This is a genomic window from Paenibacillus sp. JL3B1040, assembly GCF_057063165.1.
Window position 1 is genome coordinate 5,333,268 of the sequence record NZ_CM169317.1, and the last position, 16,425, is coordinate 5,349,692.

A 16,425-nucleotide genomic window follows, 5' to 3' on the forward strand; every position below is an offset into this window, starting at 1 on the left:
TTCCTCCCCCAATGTCGGGTGCCCGGGCATGACGTATCATAGAGCACCTCGATATGTTGTTCTCGTATCTTATCCTTCTTTAACGCATTCAGCGAGCAAGAAGTTACATGGAAAATCGCGGGGGCGCCGGCTACCGCCCCCGGCGCCCGCTTCCCCCGCCGCGCTCGCCCTGCCCGCGGCGGCCCTGCCCTTGCGCGCGCGAGGCGCCTCCGGCGGAGCCGCGCTTCGCGCGCGCGTCATCGCCGCGGCGGCCGCCCGCGCCGCGGCCTCCTTTGACCGGCGCGCCTGCGCCGCCGGCCGAGCGGCCCCGTCCGCCGCCCGTATCGCTGCGGCGGACGGCCGGGCGCTGTGCGCCGCCGCGTTCCTCGCGGCTGCGGCGGCCCGGGCCGCCCGCCTTGTCCGCTCCCGCACCGGCGCGGCCTACGGCGACGATCTTCTCGGCGCCTGCCCCGGCGCCGCTCTTCTCGTATCGCTGCCGCTCCAGCTTGCGGCCGATGCCCCGCTCGATCAAGCGCAGCGCCTCCATGTCCTTCGGCGCGGCAAACGTGATGGCCACGCCTTTCTCCCCGGCGCGGCCGGTCCGCCCGATGCGGTGGATGTAGCTGTCCACATCGTGCGGAATGTCGTAGTTGAAGACGTGGGTGACACCTTCCACGTCGATTCCGCGCGCGGCCACATCCGTCGCGACCAGCAGCTCCAGCTTCGCGCCGCGGAACGCACGCATCACCTGTTCGCGCTTCGCCTGCGACAGGTCGCCGTGCAGCTCGTCCGCCTGGAAGCCCGCCGCCTGCAGCGCCTCGTTCAGCGTGCCGGCCCGGCGTTTTGTGCGGCAAAAAATCACGGCCAAATACGGCCGCTGGCTGCGGATGGTCTCAATTAGCGCGGCCTGCTTGGTCCGGTCCGTGCATTCCACCAGGATCTGCCGGATGCTGTCGAGCGTGACGCGCGAGATCTCCGCGATCCGGATATCCCTCGGCTTGTCCATATAAGCCTTGGCCAAGCGCTTGACATTGTCCGGCATCGTCGCCGAGAACAACATCGTCTGGCGGCTGCGCGGAACGAGCGAAATGATCTCCTCCACCTCGGCCAAAAAGCCCATATGCAGCATCTGGTCCGCTTCGTCCAGCACCAGCATGCGAACGGCGCCCAGCGTCAGCGAGCCGCGGCGCAAATGATCGAGCAGCCGGCCCGGCGTGCCGATGACCAACTGAGCGCCATTCTTCAGCTTGCGCAGCTGCCGCTCCACGTCTTGGCCGCCGTAAGCGGCCAGAACGGATAATCCTTCGCGAGCCTCCGCCAGCTTGCGGGTCTCCGCGGTAATTTGAATCGCCAGTTCCCGCGTCGGGGTAATGACCAGCGCCTGCGCCTCGGGGCGGTCGGGCCGAATTTTATCCAGGATCGGCAGCAGGAACGCCAGCGTCTTGCCCGTACCGGTCTGCGCCTGCACTATGGCGTCTTCGCCCGATTGCAGCACGGGAATCGCAGCCGCTTGCACCGGCGTCGGATTCGCGATGCCTTGTCCCTGCAGCTTGCGGACCAAGACGGGCGATACATTCATACTTTCAAAAGTCGTCAACAGGTTTCACCTCATATTCTTATCGTGCAGGTAGGAGCAACCGAAGCACGAGGGTGCCTAGAATCAGCTTTCTTATTGTAACACATCCTTAGAACCTTCCCGACCGGAAGATGGAATACAGCAGCCACAAGAACATCAGCGTGGCGACAATGAAGCCGATTTCGATCGCCGGAATGTCCCAGAGCAAGGTCGGCATCCGAGACAGGGAGGAGCCGATGATGAGTCCGACCATAATAATACTGAAGGACAGCAACACAATGCTGAAGGACAACCGATTGCTGATCTGGTCCAGCTTGCGGAGAAACTGCTCCATCTCCGGAACGTTCATATCCATCTTCAGTTTGCCGCGAGCCAGCGTGCTCGACAGCTTGCGGACCTGCTGCGGGAGATCGACCAGCGAATCCGTCAGCTCGGCGGCTTCGTCAAACAGCTTTTTGCCAAGCCGGCGAGCCGCGTATTTCTCGCGCAGCAGCTTGCGCCCGAAAGGCTCCGCCAAATCGAGAATGCGGAGGTCGGGATCCAGCGCAAGCGCCACCCCTTCGACGGTCAGCAGCGCTTTGCCAAGCAGCAAGAAGTCGGCGGGCAGCACGACCTGATGCTTCTGGGCCGTGGCGAACAGGTCATGCAGCGCCTCCCCGATCTGAATTTCCGCGAACGGCAGATCATAATAACGCTCGCGAAGCCGTTCCAGGTCCGTTCGCAGCCCGTTCGTATCGACGTCGTCGCCAACGAGGCCCATGCGCAGAACCGCCCGTACCATCCCCTCGGTGCTTCGCCGCATCAAGGCGATCACCAGCGACGACAAATGGTCCTTCATCTCGCCGCTGAGCCGCCCGACCATGCCGAAGTCGATGAAGGCCAGCTCGCCCTCGCGAGTCACCAGCAGATTGCCGGGATGGGGGTCGGCGTGGAAGAAGCCGCCCTCGAAAATTTGCCGCAATATCGCGTTCACCAGCCGCTCCGCCAGCTCTTTGCGGTCGTAACCCAGCTCATCGATCGCCAGCAGCCGGTTCAGATGCTCCCCGTCCGCGAAATCCATAGTCAATACGCGGGAGGTCGTCAAATGCCAATGGGCTCCGGGAATATAAATGCCCTCGTCCGCCTTAAACTGCCGGCGAATTTTCTCCATATTCCGAGCCTCGATGCCGTAATCCAGCTCCGCACGGATCGACCGGGCGAATTCCTGGACCATCTGCGGAATTTGATACCGGGATACCCAGGACCAGCGTTTATTCGCCAACGTCGTCAAGTGCTGCAGAATGTCGAGATCCAGCTCGATCACCGGTGCGATGCCGGGCCGCTGGATTTTGATCGCGACGGACTCTCCCGTCGTCAAGCGGGCGCGGTGCACCTGGCCAATCGAAGCGGCGGCGAGCGGCGTTTCATCGAAGCTCTGGAGCACTTCCGCAAGCGGCTGGCGCAATTCCTCTTCCAAAATGCGGCGGGCCTCCTCGGCCGGAAACGGCGGGACCTGATCCTGGAGCTTGACGAGCTCTTGAATAATCGCCTCGGGGAGCAGATCCGAACGCGTACTGGCCAACTGTCCGACCTTAACGAAGGTCGGACCCAGCTCCTCCAGTACCAGCCGAATCCGCTCGGCCAAAGTGCGGGAGCCCGGCTCGGCCTTGCGCAGCCGGCGCAGCGGCAGCCGGATCAGCCGGGCCAGGCCGATTTCCTCGGCCAAATAGCCAAAGCCATGGCGCCCTAGCGCCATGGCGATTTCACGATAACGGCCGGTATGACGGACAAAGCTGCTCATCGTTTACGGCTGCTGCATCTCGGCGAGCTTGATCTCCAGCTCCGCTACCCGCCGCGTCAGCTCCTCCACCTCTTTGGCCGAGGCCAGGCCCATGCCTTGCAGCGCCGACCGGACTTGCTCATTCACCAGTTCCTTGAACTTGCTCTGCTCCTCGGCGCCGCGATCAATCAGCTTCTCCACCAGTTGCTTCGATTCGGAAGGAGCCAGCTCGCCGCGTTTGACCAAGTCGTCCACGATGCTCTCGACTTTCTCCTTGCTCATGATCGTCAAACCCCATCCCAGAGAAATCGCTTTTTTCAGCAAATCACTCATCATCCTTCATCCTTTCCATTCGAGGTTTGGATATTGCTCTACTTCTCATTACCCAATTAGGCGCGTTGTTCATCGTCGCCGCGTTCGACCGCGAAGAGCGGCTTGGCTTCGCCCGCGTAATAGCGAGCCAGCTCGACCATCATGCTGCCCATGCGTTCTTCCTTGGGCGCCAGCACCCGGGGGACCCCGGCCTCATGCAGCCCGGCTGCCGTCACCTTGCCGACGGCCACCGCCAGGACCGGCCCTTCCAGCGCCTCCATCAAGGCCGCAAGTCGTCCTTGACGCTCCGCGTGCTCCATCAGAAACCGCACCTGCGGCCCGCTGGTAAATGTCACGGCATCGATCTCCCCGGCAAGGATGTCGCTTAAGAGCTGCTCCAGCGCTTCGGCAGGCGGAGCGATATGCCGGTACGGCAGGAGCTGCCGGCACTCCGCCCCCTGTTCCTCCAGCCAGGCGACCAATCGTGGGGCCGGATCGCCGTGCAGTTGCAGCAACACGTCGGCTCCTTGCAGTTCATGTTCCGATAACCCGCGAATCAGTCCCTCCGTACTGCCGTCGTCATCGCGAACGATCGGTGTCAATTGCCGCTTTTTCAGCGCATTTACGGTCTTGTAGCCCCGCGCGGCAATCTTTCCCGCCCGGAGACGCTCCTCCAAAACCTCGGCAACGCCCATGTCCTCGGCCATGTCGAACAGCGCATCCAAGCCCATCCCTGTCGTAAAAATCGACCAGTCCGACGGATGCTCCACCCAATCGGCGATGCCGCTTCGTAAGGCCAGATCGTCCAGCAGCACGGTGCCCTGCGCCGGACGGTACAACGGCGTGCCGCCCATATTCTCCACCAGCTTGCCCAATTCTTCCGCCCGGCGGGGGCCCGTCAGCGCTACTCTTTTTCCTTCCAGTCTCCGTGCCATCGTATCCCTCCCAGGTTTAGGTTTATCCTGTTTCCGCTACCTTCAGCTTATACGACGGGGAGGGCGAAGTAAATTGCCTTTTCGGCCTATACGACCGTTACCCTGTCTTCGGTTTCGGTTGATTCCGGCGGGGACGAAGCAGCGCAAAAAGCAGAATCGGAAAGGCAAGGTGAAACACCAAGGCGATGGCCGGCCAAACGAAGTTGAAAGTCAACAGCTGCAGCGCATTTTTGAAGAACCAGCCAGAGCAGGCAAAGGCGAACGCCCCAACCGGGGCCGTCATTAGGCGTCCGGAGAGCTTGGGAACGACCATTTGCAGCGTATAACACAGCACGTAGAGATCAAACGCGATTTTTCCCAGCGCCGTCGGATACCAAATGGTCATCAACAGCAAGTCGAAGCGGTCGATGAAATCGGTAACTTGAATGTGGCGGATCAAGTCGTAAGAGGGATGGACCAGCTTACCGGACAAGGCCACGCCGAGAACAAGCTGCGTAAGGAGCAGCAGTGCGACGATGATCCCCGTCCCAACCGCCAAGCTCGCATAACTCGCCGAAGCTTTGTAGGATTTGCCGGAGATGACGAACGGGAGCGCAAGGATCTCGGCCTGATAAGGGAAGGCACACCAGGATCCTTTCAGGATGCCGGGCCAGTCCGGCGAGAAATAGGGCATCATATAACTTGGGTGAAAATCTCTGGCCAGCATTAGGATAACGCCCACCACCACCGCAATAAAGATGGGAATATAGATCTCGCTGAGCCCCAAAAAAGCCCGGATCCCTCCTTGACAGATGTAAACGGCCGTTGCGGTAATCATCAAACCGAGGATGGGAATCGGCGTCCGGTTAAGCAGCACGGTACTGGTAAAGTCGGCGATGATCAGGATATCCCTCGCGCTAATAAACAAGAGGAACAGGAGGTACAGCACCAGCAGCCCCCTGCCCATAACAGGAAACCGCGCCGTGAGGGCCTGCAGCAAATTGCGGTCGGAGAATCGCTTCAACGTAAACGAGACGAGCCACAACGCCAAGAGACAAACCAATCCGCTGGCGAGGTAGGAGATGAACGCATGCTGGTTCGCGGTTTGGCTAACCAAGGAAAAAGTCTGCACATATGAAATTGACCCGATGCACAGGATGCCGAGCAGAAATAGTTGCCGATGGGTTATCTTCATCACAAGACTTTCACTCCTCGAGGTTTCATGCGGGCGGCCTAGGGTTTGGCGAAGCGTACGAGCGGCTCAAGCACCTTGCTCAGCCAAACCGAAGGATAAACGATGTCGGTCGCCCATGAGATATAGATCGAGAGCAAGAAGGAAGCGGCCATCAACGCATAGAACACGAGGCGGCTGATCGCCCCTCCTTCCCGCAATGCCGCTTTGTCCCGCCAACAGCTGAAGGCGATCAGCAGCAGCAACGCGATATGGGTACTAGTCATTTTTGAGGCGACCCTCCCTCACGCCAAACGAATTGATTTAATTCGCCGCTGCTTTCCAAATGAATGTCCGTACGGACATTCACGTCAACTTCCGGCAGCAGGTCATGCCATTGACGATGGATCTTCTTCCACTCCGAAGGGTACTTGTTATTAAAAGCGACGCCGAAGCCGAAAATGTCGGATCGGTTCTTTCGGATCGCTTCATGAATAGCCGCTTGGATCCCTTCGGTCACAACTTCGTTGCAGCGTTTCTCCACAATCCCCATCATCGTAGACTGGATATCCTGACGGGTCGTATTCTCCAGGACCAACCCTCTGGCTCTCACCACAACGTCAAACGAAATGTCCGAACCCTTCAGATGAGGACGGATCCTCGTGCCGGTTTGAGTGAACACGATCGTTACCGCCTCATGCGGGCGCTGCTCGTCCATCGTGACCGTCACTTTGGGATTCATGGCTTGCCCCATCGCCATCAAAGCCATCTGGGCCGGCTCCGAGGGGAGATAGCCCGACAGCTTGCTGTCGCGAAACATGCCTAGACCGCCCAGTTTGATCAAGCTATGCCCATCCCCCACCTTCTTCGGTGTGCTCTCCTTGATTTCCATGACCGGAAGGGCCAAATCGACGCCTTCGGTCAGCAAGGTGTTTGCCAGGCTTTGGACGGAAACCGGATCCTTCATTGCCGACTTGGCCAGCTCCCGAATCATTTCCGAAGGCGACTGTTCAATCGGAGCGTCGACCCCCAGCAATTTATAACCCGGACCTCGGCTCAATATTACATAAGTCGTCAAGCGGTTTTGCGGAAAGCGGGCCAACACGTCGATCATCTCTCCAATCCCCGATCTGGCGAATTCCTCCCCGATAATCGTTACGCGTCGATGCGAAAAGTTGAGTACCCGTGATAGGTTGCTTTGAATCGACTTGTTCGCTTGATACGGCGTCGGGGCCGTCTGGGAAACCATCAGATAGGTTTTGTTGCCCGACGTTCCGCCCCCTCCGCCCTCACTGCCGGCCCCTCCGAAGGAGCTCGGCAAGGCGATTTGCGCGGTGGAGCGGATTTGGTCCTGTTCCAGATCCGTCGAGGTGGCCAGAACAAAAGCCACATCGTTGACCTCGATGCGATCCCAGCAGCCGGTCAGGACAAGAGCAGGAAGCAGGAAAGCCAGGATAAGCCGAATCCGGGCCCCGGACGCCTTCATGATCCATTCACCACCCTTCATTGGAGTCGGTCCCCAGCGGCCTTGATTTTCCGATTCGCCGAACGTTCTCCCCCTTTGCATCGGAAGGCCGCTTTTTCATTCGCCACATCGGTACCCGGCTGAAGATATCCTTCGTATCCTGCGGATCGTAGGGAGCGATTCCGTTCATATAAGGAACGCCAAACGACTTTAATTGCGTCAGATGAACGATAATCCAAATCGACCCGATCACGATGCCGAACAAGCCGAATGCACTGGCCAGCAGCATGATCGGAAAACGCAGCATGCGAACGGTGACCGCAAGACTGAACCGGGGAATCGTGAAGGAAGCGATCCCGGTCATCGAAACGACAATCACCATCGGTGCGGATACGATCCCGGCCTGCACCGCGGCTTGTCCGATCACAAGCGCGCCCAGAATGCTGACCGCTTGCCCTACGGTTTTCGGCAGCCGGATTCCGGCTTCCCGCAGCGCCTCGAATGAAATTTCCATTATAAAGGCCTCCACCAGAGCGGGAAAAGGAATGGCCTCCCGCGAGGCGGCGATGCTCAAGATTAAGGTTGAGGGCAGCATATCCTGATGAAACGTCGTTACCGCAATGTACAGGCTCGGCAGAAACAAAGCCACAAACAGGAAAAAGATGCGGATCCAGCGAATCATGTTGCTGATGAAGTAACGTTCGTAATAATCCTCGCTGGCTTGCAGAAGCTGCCATAACGTTACCGGTGCGATCAACACGAACGGCGTGCCGTCCACAAAGATGGCGATTCTCCCCTCCAGCAGTTGGGCAGCCACCGAGTCCGGACGTTCGGAATATTGCATCTGCGGAAAGGGGGATGAAGGATTGTCCTCGATCCACTCCTCGATGTATCCGGATTCCAGAATCCCGTCGATATCGATGCTGTCCAGCCGCTTCTTCACGTCGGCAACCAGTTTTTCCTCGGCCAAGCCGTCGATGTAGGCCATCGCTACGTCCGTTTTGGTGACCTTGCCGATCACCATATCGATCAGTTTCAGCTTTTCCGTTTTGATTTTGAACCGGATTAAGGCGGTATTGATCCGCAGCGATTCCGTAAATCCCTCGCGCGGACCGCGAATCACCGCTTCGGTCTGCGGCTCCTCGACGCTCCGCCGTGAACCGCCTTTTACACTAAACAGAAGCACCTCTTGCATTTGTTCGACAAAGATGGCGACCTTCGCTGTCAATACTCCGTTGATCACCGTCGGCCAGTCGGTGGCGGCTTTCGTTTCGCTTATGGAGACCCGCGTGAACGATAACGGATAAATTTCTCCGTCCGCTTGCGGGTGTTGGGCCAACCCCTCGATCAATGGGCGCAGAATGTGCTGTTGAACATCCTCGACTTTGATGATCCCTTCGATGTACACCAACAATCCGCGAATATGCTCGGTCAATTGAAGCTCGCGGTAGATCACATCGGAACAGTCCTGGAATATCGTTTGGACTTGCTTGAGATTCTCCTCCAAATCCGGGCTGATTTTGTTCTCTTGTTTACGTTCCTTGGTTTTCATGGGAACACTCCTTGCCTGTCTACCGGCTCATCGTTGACATGATGTAGAATGTACCATTTTGGAAAAACTATGTAGACAAAAAAAGCCCTCCGGCCACCAGCCGGAGAGCGATTCACATAGTTATGCCTTGATATCCTTTCATGCTGCCTTTGCACGATGATCCCTTTCATTCAGGGACGGACCGGGGCCCGGTGTGACGAACTCTTCTCCCGTTCTCGATTACGCCTGATCAAAGGGGATAATCGTGCAAAGCGTCCGGTCAACGTATGTCCCTCAAACAGGGAACCCGCTTCAATCAGCCAGCCGGTAACCGACGCCGCGAACGGTCGTGATGTAAGTCGGACGCGTCGCGTTGTCGCCCAGCTTCTTGCGTAAACTCTTGATATGAACGTCGACGACGTTACTGCCGCCCAGAAAAGACGTCCCCCACACCTCGGACAGCAGCTCTTCGCGGGACAATACGGTGCCTTCCTGCTCAAGCAGCTTGATCAGCAGCTCGTATTCCGTCTTGGTCAGTTCGATTTTGGCACCGCTCCGGTACACGGCCATCTTCTTCCGATCGATCCACAAATCCTTGAAAATGGCCGGCGAAGTGCCGGCGAGCAGGCGGGACGACATCGGCCGGGGGCCGCTGTTTCGGATGATTCGCTGCGCATGGTAAACGACCTCCATCGGCCGGGCCGGCCAAACCAGGATCTCTTGATTCATCAGGCCTTGATCCGTTTGCCCCAGCATCGATTCCTTGACAAGCAGCAGCGAAGGGGTACCGCCGGTCTCCTGTCCCGCCAGCGTGCGGATCGCCGCCGCCTCTTCACCCTCCCGGTAAGAGGTTAGATCGAAGATCAGCAAGTCGGCCGCCAAAGCGTTGCGAATCCCTTGCTCCCAATGATGGAAGACGAGAACGTCGAAGCAGCTTTCGGACAAATCCCGCACCAGTTCGTGCACATCGCTCGGAAAAGGACTGATCAAAATGACCCGCTGCGTCACCGGACAAGCAATCCTTCCGGATGCCAATCCTTCTTGTTCGGCAACTTCAACGCCTTCCTTGATCATTTCTTCCGCTGACAATCCGGACACACCCCCCCGAATACGACATGGGCATGATGTACATCATACCCCGTTTCTTTGGCTACGGTACGGTTCCATTCCTCCGGCACATGAGACATCACTTCATCCACGCGGCCGCAAACCTCGCACAAGATATGCTGATGATCGTCGAGCTTCGCATCGTACCGGCTCGCCGCCTCGCCCAGCTTCAGTTCGCGAATGAGCTCCTTGTCGGTTAAGTACCGCAACGAGTTGTAAACCGTGCCGTAAGCGAAATTGTATCCTTGCTCAACCAGGCGGTTCATGACTTCCGCCGCCGTCGGATGATCGGTGGCATTGCGGACGACATCGTACACCGCTTGACGTTGAGTCGTCAAATTCAAAGCTTTCATCTATCATCAATCCCTGCAGTTATTTTTAGAATTAGTATAAGTCTTATTTTATGATTCGTCAATTGCTTCGCTTGGCCTTATCCCTGCATGTTCCAGCGGAATCCCCCCCATACTAAGCATAGACTAGCGTTCTCGGACGTCCAGTCTAAACAATGGCACAACACTTCTTATCAGGGGGGCACCTTGATGTACATCCGTAAATATTTGAGTACGCTTCTTTTTGCCGCGTTAGCTATAGGATACATCATTGGGGTTGATCTGCTGACCGGGTTACCGTGGTATAACTTCATCATCAACTGGAACTATTCGCTGACCGATCCCGCCGAACGAATCGCCGCTTGGATTCTGGTCCTGTTCCTCGCGGTTCCGGACATCCTGCATCTCGCAGGCCGGAAACGAAGGGAGAAAGGGCAAGCATCCGGCCAAGGTATGCGCTCACCCGGAAAATCCGAGTCCGCTTCGTCGGATGAATCCTCCTCCCAAGCCGCCGAAGATTCAGGACCCGGTCTGCCGACGGGAGCGGAATCGGTAAATCAAGGCGGCAACAATCAGGGCGGCGGGGAGACCCACATAAAATAAAGGATCCATCATAAACAGCACTTCGCCGCCTTTTTTGACGTGTTCGCTGTAGGTTCGGGCGATGGTCAACGAAGAAAACAGCATGATCAAGGCCATCGGGTACAGAATTTTGCGGTAGGGAATCTGTAACAGGTCGGAGGCACCCATCACCGCGGCGTAAAAATAGACGGAGATTTTGAAGAAATCGCCGATAATCAGCACCATCACCACCAGGATGTCCGTCCGTTGAATGAAATCGGCCACGGAGGCCTTGCCGACCATCGTCAACATCGGAAAAATCGAACGCTCCGCAATTTCCACGCCAAGCACCGAAATCGTGATAACCACCGTACCCGATAATATCAGACCGGACAACAATACGGACAACAGCCCGGCCCGGATCCCCGCTTTCTGATTGTTTAAGAACGGCATGACCATGGTAAAACAAATGATCTCCCCGAACGGGAATTGATAATTTTGGCGGTAGACCGACTTCAGCACCGGTTGGATTCCGTCGCCGAGCACCGGGAGAATCCGGGAGAAATCCAGGATCCCGGAAAACAGCACCAACAGTAAAATGGTTATTCCGATCAAAAATACCACCCCAAGTAGGATAAACGCCGTCCGTGCCAATACCTCGATCCCTTTGTGCAGCACGTAAACGATCGTCAGCACCATCATCGTATTGATGATGAACAACGGGGTTTCCTTCAGGGTCGAAGCGAATACCAACAACCCGCCATCCATCAAATCGCGGGAAGCCTTATTTAGGTAGAACACCGAATAAGCGATACCGACCGCCCCGCCCAAATATTTGCCGAAAAGGATGCGGCTGTATTGGGTGGGCAGCTTCCCCGGAAAAGCGGCGTAAAGGAAGGCGTACCCGAGATATAACAGCATCCCGATCAGCATGCCGGATAATACGGCGATCCAAGCGTCCTTGCCGGCTTCCATACCCAGGTTGACGACCAGGGCGGTCCCCAGTTGGAACAGGATAAGCAGGGCGAAAAATTGCAGCGGACTGAGCTTTGTGGTTTCCAAGCGTATCCCGCCTCCTATTCTTCCTTCAGATCGTACTTGAAAGAGCGGTCCCTCATTTGGGAATTGCGAACAATCGAGTCGACTTGGTATTCGATCTTCAGCTTCGGAAAAAGATCGGACCATTGGCCTTTTAGCTTCTTCCACTCATTCGGATGCTGGCGTTCAAACCTCTGCCCGAAACCAAAAATGTCGATGTTTAGAGCCTGGGCCTTGCTGACGGCCGCCTTCATTTTCTTAACGATCTCCTTGTCGACGTAGAGTTCCAGAGCACTCAAGGCCGCCGGATCGCGCAAATCGACGGTGCTGTCCATTTCCCGGACCGACAGCTGGGCCGTTACCTTCACCCGGATGACGGGATGGTTCGGGTCCTTGAGGATCAATTGCGTCGAGGTTTTGCTTCTGCGCACGTCCAGCGAAATTTCCCCCTGGCCGTCCGGCGCAATGACAACCACCGTCTGGTTCATGATGCCTTTAATCCAGACCAGCCCCAGGCTCTCCTCCTCATCGAGCCACCCCTTCAGCCGATCCCCTTTAAACAGAGCCAAATTGGACATGCAAAGGAGCCCGAGGTTATCCGTTTTCTCCAGATTATTTTTCTTACTGGCCTCCTCGACGTTCCCCAAGATATCGACGCCGTTAATAACGGGGCCCGAGTTCGGCACAAGCATATCCCGGATGACGTCATCGATTTCGACGGAGTAGTTGGCACCGAATGCTTTGGCAGTTATTTCGGTTTTCTGGGCCAACGTGTACGCGGTGATTTTCCCCATGGGGGCAAGCGCGGAGATGATGTCGCGCGCCCGAACGCCGTTCTTCGCAACGTAGATTTTCGTCGTAAGGCGGATATCCGAGTCCCGGTCCAAAAAATCGGCGATATCGGAAATCCCCTGCCGGGCCAGTTCCTCCGAAATGACCACGATTCGGGTGTGCGCCGTCGACACCATCCGCGGCACCAGGAGGGAGACCTTGCGAACCGCCTCCATCACGGACCGCCCCTGGGCGGAATAAACCATCGTTGGGGTAGCGCCTCGGCCGCTCTTCCCGGAAATTTCATCGGCGATGATCACTTGAAAGGAAACCAGATATCCCTGCTTCTCGGGGGCCAGATCAATCCCAATCCCGGAGACGACGGCCCGCCGGTTCAGTTCTTCCGCATCCCAGCAGCCGGCCAGCGGCAGTAAGGCCCATAAGAATATCAGCAGCAGCACCAGCCTAGCTCTCGTCATGGTCCGCCTGCTTTCTTTGGCCGGATTCGGAGCCGCGTTGTTCCCGGCCCTCCCGGCCTTTTTCCGAATCGCTCCGTCCCTCGCCGCCGGCATCTTCGGTACTGAGCTTTTTGATTTCTCCCGTTTTCTTGACATCCTGTTGGCTTGAGGACATCAGCGGTTTCCATCCGTGCATCCAAATCGGCAACCGCAGGAGCGCATCCTTCTGCGCTTGCGGTACAAACGGACTGAACGGCGACAGGTAAGGAACGCCGAACGAGCGGATGCTGTTCATATGTGCAATCAGTATAATCAAACCAAGCGTGATTCCGTAAAATCCGAACAAACCGGCCATTACCATAAAATAGAATCGAAACAGCCTGCCTGCAATCGAGAGGTTATACGAAGGCAAAGCAAAGCTGGCGATTCCCGTCAGCGCCACGACGATGACCATAATCGGCGTGATGATCCCCGCTTCGACGACCGCCTGGCCCAGGATCAACGCGCCGACGATCGACACGGTTTGGCCGATCGCCCGCGGCATCCGCACCCCGGCCTCGCGCAAAATCTCGAACACGACCTCCATGATGATGGCCTCCACGAAGGCAGGGAACGGCACCCCCTCGCGCTGCGCCATTAAACTGACCAGGAGCAGCGTTGGGATCATCTCATAATGGAAGGTGGTCAAGGCGACGTATACCGCCGGACCGAGCAGCAGGATCACGAAACAGATGTAGCGGATGACGCGCATCAGGATACTGATGTCAAAGCGTTGGGCATAATCCTCCGGCGATTGCATAAATTGGGCGAATACTGTCGGCAGGATCAAGGTATACGGCGTTCCGTCGACGAGGACAACGACCCGGCCTTCAAGCAAATTCCCGGCGGCAACGTCCGGGCGCTCCGTATTATATATCGTCGGAAAAGGGGTAACGGTCTTGTCCTGAATGAACTCCTCGATGTAGGCCGATTCCAAGATGCCATCGACACGGATTCCCTTTAACCGTTGCCGGATCTCCTCCACCAAATTCGGGTCCGCGCTGCTCTTTAAATACATCATCGCCACATGGGTATGGGTAATGGAACCGATTTTCATCGACTCCAGCCATAGGTCCGGCGATTTGATGCGCCGCCGGATCAGCGAGATATTCGTTGCGATCGACTCCACGAAGCTGTCCTTGGGACCGCGTACGACTAATTGCGAGGTTGGTTCGTTGACCGCCCTCCATTCCCCGCCTGCCGTTCCCGAGACAATCCCTTGATCGCTGCCTTCCACCAGCAGCACGGTGTCCCCCGATAGAACGGCCATCATAATGTCGTTCCATTCCTTCACGACGGAGGTCTCCCCTAAGGTCAAGGCGTCCTCCAGTATATATTTCATGAGCCGTTCCGTCGGATAAGCGTTGACTTTCTCGGGGTCCAGTCCCATTAACGGCTTAATGACAAAATTATTGATCATCTGCGGGTTGCTGAGGGCGTTCAGATAAACGATCGCCGCCTTTACGGGAACCGGTACGGGGCCGCCGAGCTTGAGATGGCGGATGACGATATCGGGGCTATGTCCGGATTCCGCGATGACGCGGTCCAGCATTTGCTGCAAATCGCCGGTAATTTGCGGATGTCCGTCGCTTTTGTTCTGCCGGCCGGAGCGGCCTCGGGAATGATGGCGCAGCATAGCAGCAACTCCTGTTCTGCATATCTTGTCTCCATTATTTGCTTCTCTTGCCTTTTTCATGCGACAGCAGTCGACATCGGCGATCCGGCGGTTTTTATGAACTTCAGCGGGAAATAATGTATTCGAAACGGCCTCCCAACTTTAAAAAATATGACAGGAGGAAGCCCAAAATGGAGGAACAACCATTCATGTCCGGCGGACTTCCGCGGTTCCCGGAATCAATGTGGCGCAAGACGGCGCCTCTGCCGGACTTCGGCAAGCTCAGCGAGGACCTGGAGATCGACGTCGCCGTGGTCGGCGCCGGGATTACCGGGATCACCACCGCTTATTTGCTGGTACAGGCCGGCATAAAGGTCGCCATCCTGGACGCCGGTAAAATCCTGGACGGCACGACCGGATACACGACGGCCAAAATCACGTCCCAGCACGGCCTCTTTTACGACAAGCTGATCGGCCATTTCGGCGAGGAAGGCGCAAAGCTATACTTTGAAGCCAACGAAGAAGCGCTGCGATTTATCGCCGAGACGATCAAAGAACGGAAGATCGAGTGTCAGTTCCGCCGGGAGGATGCTTATTTGTATGCCGATTCGGAGGAGCAGCTCAAGAAGCTCGAAGCCGAATGGCGGGCCTATGAGCGATTGGGTTTGCCCGCGGAATGGCGGGACTCCCTGGATTTACCGCTGCAAGCCAAAGGCGCTATCGTGATGAAGAACCAGGCGCAGTTCCACCCCCTTCACTACTTGAGAGAGCTGCTGGCTTACGTCACGTCCCACGGAGGCGCGATATACGAGAATACGACGTTACAAGACGCCGCCGAACCGGAGCCGGACGGTCGGCTTCGCCTGACCACGGAAGACGGACGACACGTCCTTTGCAAGCACGCGGTATCCGCCTCGCATTATCCGTTCTTGGACGGGAAGGGTTTCTATTTCGCCCGGCTTCATGCCGAACGCTCGTACGTCGTCGCGATCGAGCCGGAGAAGACCTACCCCGGCGGCATGTACATCAATGCCGGCTCCCCCACGCGCTCGCTTCGCTCCGCCGAGCTGGACGGGAAGCCGGTGATCCTCGTCGGCGGCGAGTCGCATAAGACCGGGAAAAACGACTGCACGATCCGATCCTATGAAAATCTCGAAAAATTCGGACGGGAGACGCTGGGTATCCGATCGATTCCGTTCCGCTGGTCGACGCAGGACCTGGTTACGTTAGACGGAGTCCCCTACATCGGACGGATTACATCTTCCCTTCCGAAGGTTTACGTCGCCACGGGCTTCTATAAATGGGGGATGACAACCAGCGCATTGTCCGCCATGCTGATCCGCGATCTCATTCTGGAGAAGGAAAACCGCTACACCGAGCTGTTTACGCCTTCCCGGTTTAAGGCGGATCCTTCAGTTAAGCATTTCGTGACGCAGAACGCGGACGTGGCCAAAGAGTTCGTCACCGGCAAAATCGAACTCGTTCACTTGAAGCCGGAGGATCTTGTCCCCGGCCAAGGCGGCGTGGTGAAGCACCGAGGCAAAAGAGCCGGTGCTTATCGCGACGAAGACGGCCTGCTCTATCTGTTGGATACGACCTGCACCCACATGGGCTGCGAGGTGAAGTGGAATGAAGCGGAACGCTCGTGGGACTGCCCCTGTCACGGATCCAGGTTCGATTATAAGGGCGAAGTGATCGAAGGGCCCGCCACCGAAGCCCTCCCCCGTCTCCATCGCCAGCCCGAACAGGCGAAAAGCTGAGCCGAAAGCGCATCTGTCCGGCCCGTTTCCTGGATGATCA

Annotated in this window: 15 protein-coding genes; 2 read left to right on the top strand and 13 right to left on the bottom strand. The window is 57.2% G+C overall.

Going from position 1 to position 16,425, the window contains the following annotated elements; genetic code table 11:
* Positions 1-130 precede the first annotated feature (130 nt).
* From ACZF99_RS24435 to ACZF99_RS24480, 10 genes are all read right to left on the bottom strand, one after another.
* Positions 131-1,576 carry a DEAD/DEAH box helicase gene (locus ACZF99_RS24435; RefSeq protein ID WP_483607478.1) on the bottom strand — a complete coding sequence of 482 codons (1,446 nt, stop codon included), beginning with the start codon at positions 1,574-1,576 and terminating at the stop codon, positions 131-133.
* A gap of 88 nt (positions 1,577-1,664) precedes the next feature.
* On the bottom strand, positions 1,665-3,335 hold the full coding sequence (locus ACZF99_RS24440; RefSeq protein WP_483607479.1) for an ABC1 kinase family protein: 1,671 nt from the start codon (positions 3,333-3,335) through the stop codon (positions 1,665-1,667).
* 3 nt (positions 3,336-3,338) lie between these two features.
* Entirely contained in the window at positions 3,339-3,647 is a 309-nt protein-coding gene (locus tag ACZF99_RS24445; protein ID WP_483607480.1) for a phasin family protein, read from the bottom strand.
* A gap of 56 nt (positions 3,648-3,703) precedes the next feature.
* A complete protein-coding gene (locus tag ACZF99_RS24450) occupies positions 3,704-4,561 on the bottom strand; it encodes a uroporphyrinogen-III synthase (RefSeq protein ID WP_483607481.1) in 858 nt (285 codons plus the stop codon).
* 97 nt (positions 4,562-4,658) lie between these two features.
* Positions 4,659-5,735: a GerAB/ArcD/ProY family transporter gene (locus tag ACZF99_RS24455; RefSeq protein WP_483612948.1), complete on the bottom strand. Its 1,077-nt coding sequence runs from the start codon at positions 5,733-5,735 to the stop codon at positions 4,659-4,661.
* Positions 5,736-5,773: 38 nt separating this feature from the next.
* Positions 5,774-5,998 carry a hypothetical protein gene (locus ACZF99_RS24460; RefSeq protein WP_483607482.1) on the bottom strand — a complete coding sequence of 75 codons (225 nt, stop codon included), beginning with the start codon at positions 5,996-5,998 and terminating at the stop codon, positions 5,774-5,776.
* Entirely contained in the window at positions 5,995-7,218 is a 1,224-nt protein-coding gene (locus tag ACZF99_RS24465) for a Ger(x)C family spore germination protein (RefSeq protein WP_483607483.1), read from the bottom strand. Before ACZF99_RS24465 ends, ACZF99_RS24460 begins: the two co-directional genes overlap by 4 nt.
* Complete coding sequence (locus tag ACZF99_RS24470) at positions 7,205-8,728, bottom strand: spore germination protein (RefSeq protein ID WP_483607484.1); 1,524 nt, start codon at positions 8,726-8,728, stop codon at positions 7,205-7,207. The genes ACZF99_RS24465 and ACZF99_RS24470 overlap by 14 nt, the downstream gene beginning before the upstream one ends.
* A 291-nt stretch (positions 8,729-9,019) precedes the next feature.
* Entirely contained in the window at positions 9,020-9,805 is a 786-nt protein-coding gene (locus ACZF99_RS24475; RefSeq protein ID WP_483607485.1) for a winged helix-turn-helix domain-containing protein, read from the bottom strand.
* On the bottom strand, positions 9,778-10,167 hold the full coding sequence (locus ACZF99_RS24480; protein WP_483607486.1) for a Fur family transcriptional regulator: 390 nt from the start codon (positions 10,165-10,167) through the stop codon (positions 9,778-9,780). Before ACZF99_RS24480 ends, ACZF99_RS24475 begins: the two co-directional genes overlap by 28 nt.
* 186 nt (positions 10,168-10,353) lie before the next feature.
* Between ACZF99_RS24480 and ACZF99_RS24485 the strand changes: the two genes are divergently transcribed.
* On the top strand, positions 10,354-10,746 hold the full coding sequence (locus ACZF99_RS24485) for a YczF family membrane protein (protein WP_483607487.1): 393 nt from the start codon (positions 10,354-10,356) through the stop codon (positions 10,744-10,746).
* Here ACZF99_RS24485 and ACZF99_RS24490 read toward each other — a convergent pair.
* Genes ACZF99_RS24490 through ACZF99_RS24500 form a run of 3 tightly spaced genes read right to left on the bottom strand, consistent with a single transcriptional unit; the run spans position 10,663 to position 14,646 of the window.
* Complete coding sequence (locus ACZF99_RS24490) at positions 10,663-11,766, bottom strand: GerAB/ArcD/ProY family transporter (RefSeq protein WP_483607488.1); 1,104 nt, start codon at positions 11,764-11,766, stop codon at positions 10,663-10,665. The genes ACZF99_RS24485 and ACZF99_RS24490 overlap by 84 nt on opposite strands.
* A gap of 14 nt (positions 11,767-11,780) precedes the next feature.
* Complete coding sequence (locus ACZF99_RS24495; protein ID WP_483607489.1) at positions 11,781-12,992, bottom strand: Ger(x)C family spore germination protein; 1,212 nt, start codon at positions 12,990-12,992, stop codon at positions 11,781-11,783.
* On the bottom strand, positions 12,979-14,646 hold the full coding sequence (locus ACZF99_RS24500) for a spore germination protein (RefSeq protein WP_483607490.1): 1,668 nt from the start codon (positions 14,644-14,646) through the stop codon (positions 12,979-12,981). The genes ACZF99_RS24495 and ACZF99_RS24500 overlap by 14 nt, the downstream gene beginning before the upstream one ends.
* Before the next feature lie 170 nt (positions 14,647-14,816).
* Between ACZF99_RS24500 and ACZF99_RS24505 the strand changes: the two genes are divergently transcribed.
* Positions 14,817-16,385 (top strand): FAD-dependent oxidoreductase, encoded by a 1,569-nt coding sequence (locus tag ACZF99_RS24505; RefSeq protein ID WP_483607491.1) that lies wholly within the window; start codon positions 14,817-14,819, stop codon positions 16,383-16,385.
* Positions 16,386-16,425: the final 40 nt, after the last annotated feature.

Bases quoted from the DNA above. Each gene is read 5' to 3' on its own strand.
- ACZF99_RS24440 (WP_483607479.1), bottom strand. From the start codon at position 3,335: ATGAGCAGCTTTGTCCGTCATACCGGCCGTTATCGTGAAATCGCCATG.
- ACZF99_RS24445 (WP_483607480.1), bottom strand. From the start codon at position 3,647: ATGAGTGATTTGCTGAAAAAAGCGATTTCTCTGGGATGGGGTTTGACG.
- ACZF99_RS24450 (WP_483607481.1), bottom strand. From the start codon at position 4,561: ATGGCACGGAGACTGGAAGGAAAAAGAGTAGCGCTGACGGGCCCCCGC.
- ACZF99_RS24455 (WP_483612948.1), bottom strand. From the start codon at position 5,735: ATGAAGATAACCCATCGGCAACTATTTCTGCTCGGCATCCTGTGCATC.
- ACZF99_RS24460 (WP_483607482.1), bottom strand. From the start codon at position 5,998: ATGACTAGTACCCATATCGCGTTGCTGCTGCTGATCGCCTTCAGCTGT.
- ACZF99_RS24465 (WP_483607483.1), bottom strand. From the start codon at position 7,218: ATGAAGGGTGGTGAATGGATCATGAAGGCGTCCGGGGCCCGGATTCGG.
- ACZF99_RS24470 (WP_483607484.1), bottom strand. From the start codon at position 8,728: ATGAAAACCAAGGAACGTAAACAAGAGAACAAAATCAGCCCGGATTTG.
- ACZF99_RS24480 (WP_483607486.1), bottom strand. From the start codon at position 10,167: ATGAAAGCTTTGAATTTGACGACTCAACGTCAAGCGGTGTACGATGTC.
- ACZF99_RS24485 (WP_483607487.1), top strand. From the start codon at position 10,354: ATGTACATCCGTAAATATTTGAGTACGCTTCTTTTTGCCGCGTTAGCT.
- ACZF99_RS24495 (WP_483607489.1), bottom strand. From the start codon at position 12,992: ATGACGAGAGCTAGGCTGGTGCTGCTGCTGATATTCTTATGGGCCTTA.
- ACZF99_RS24500 (WP_483607490.1), bottom strand. From the start codon at position 14,646: ATGCTGCGCCATCATTCCCGAGGCCGCTCCGGCCGGCAGAACAAAAGC.
- ACZF99_RS24505 (WP_483607491.1), top strand. From the start codon at position 14,817: ATGGAGGAACAACCATTCATGTCCGGCGGACTTCCGCGGTTCCCGGAA.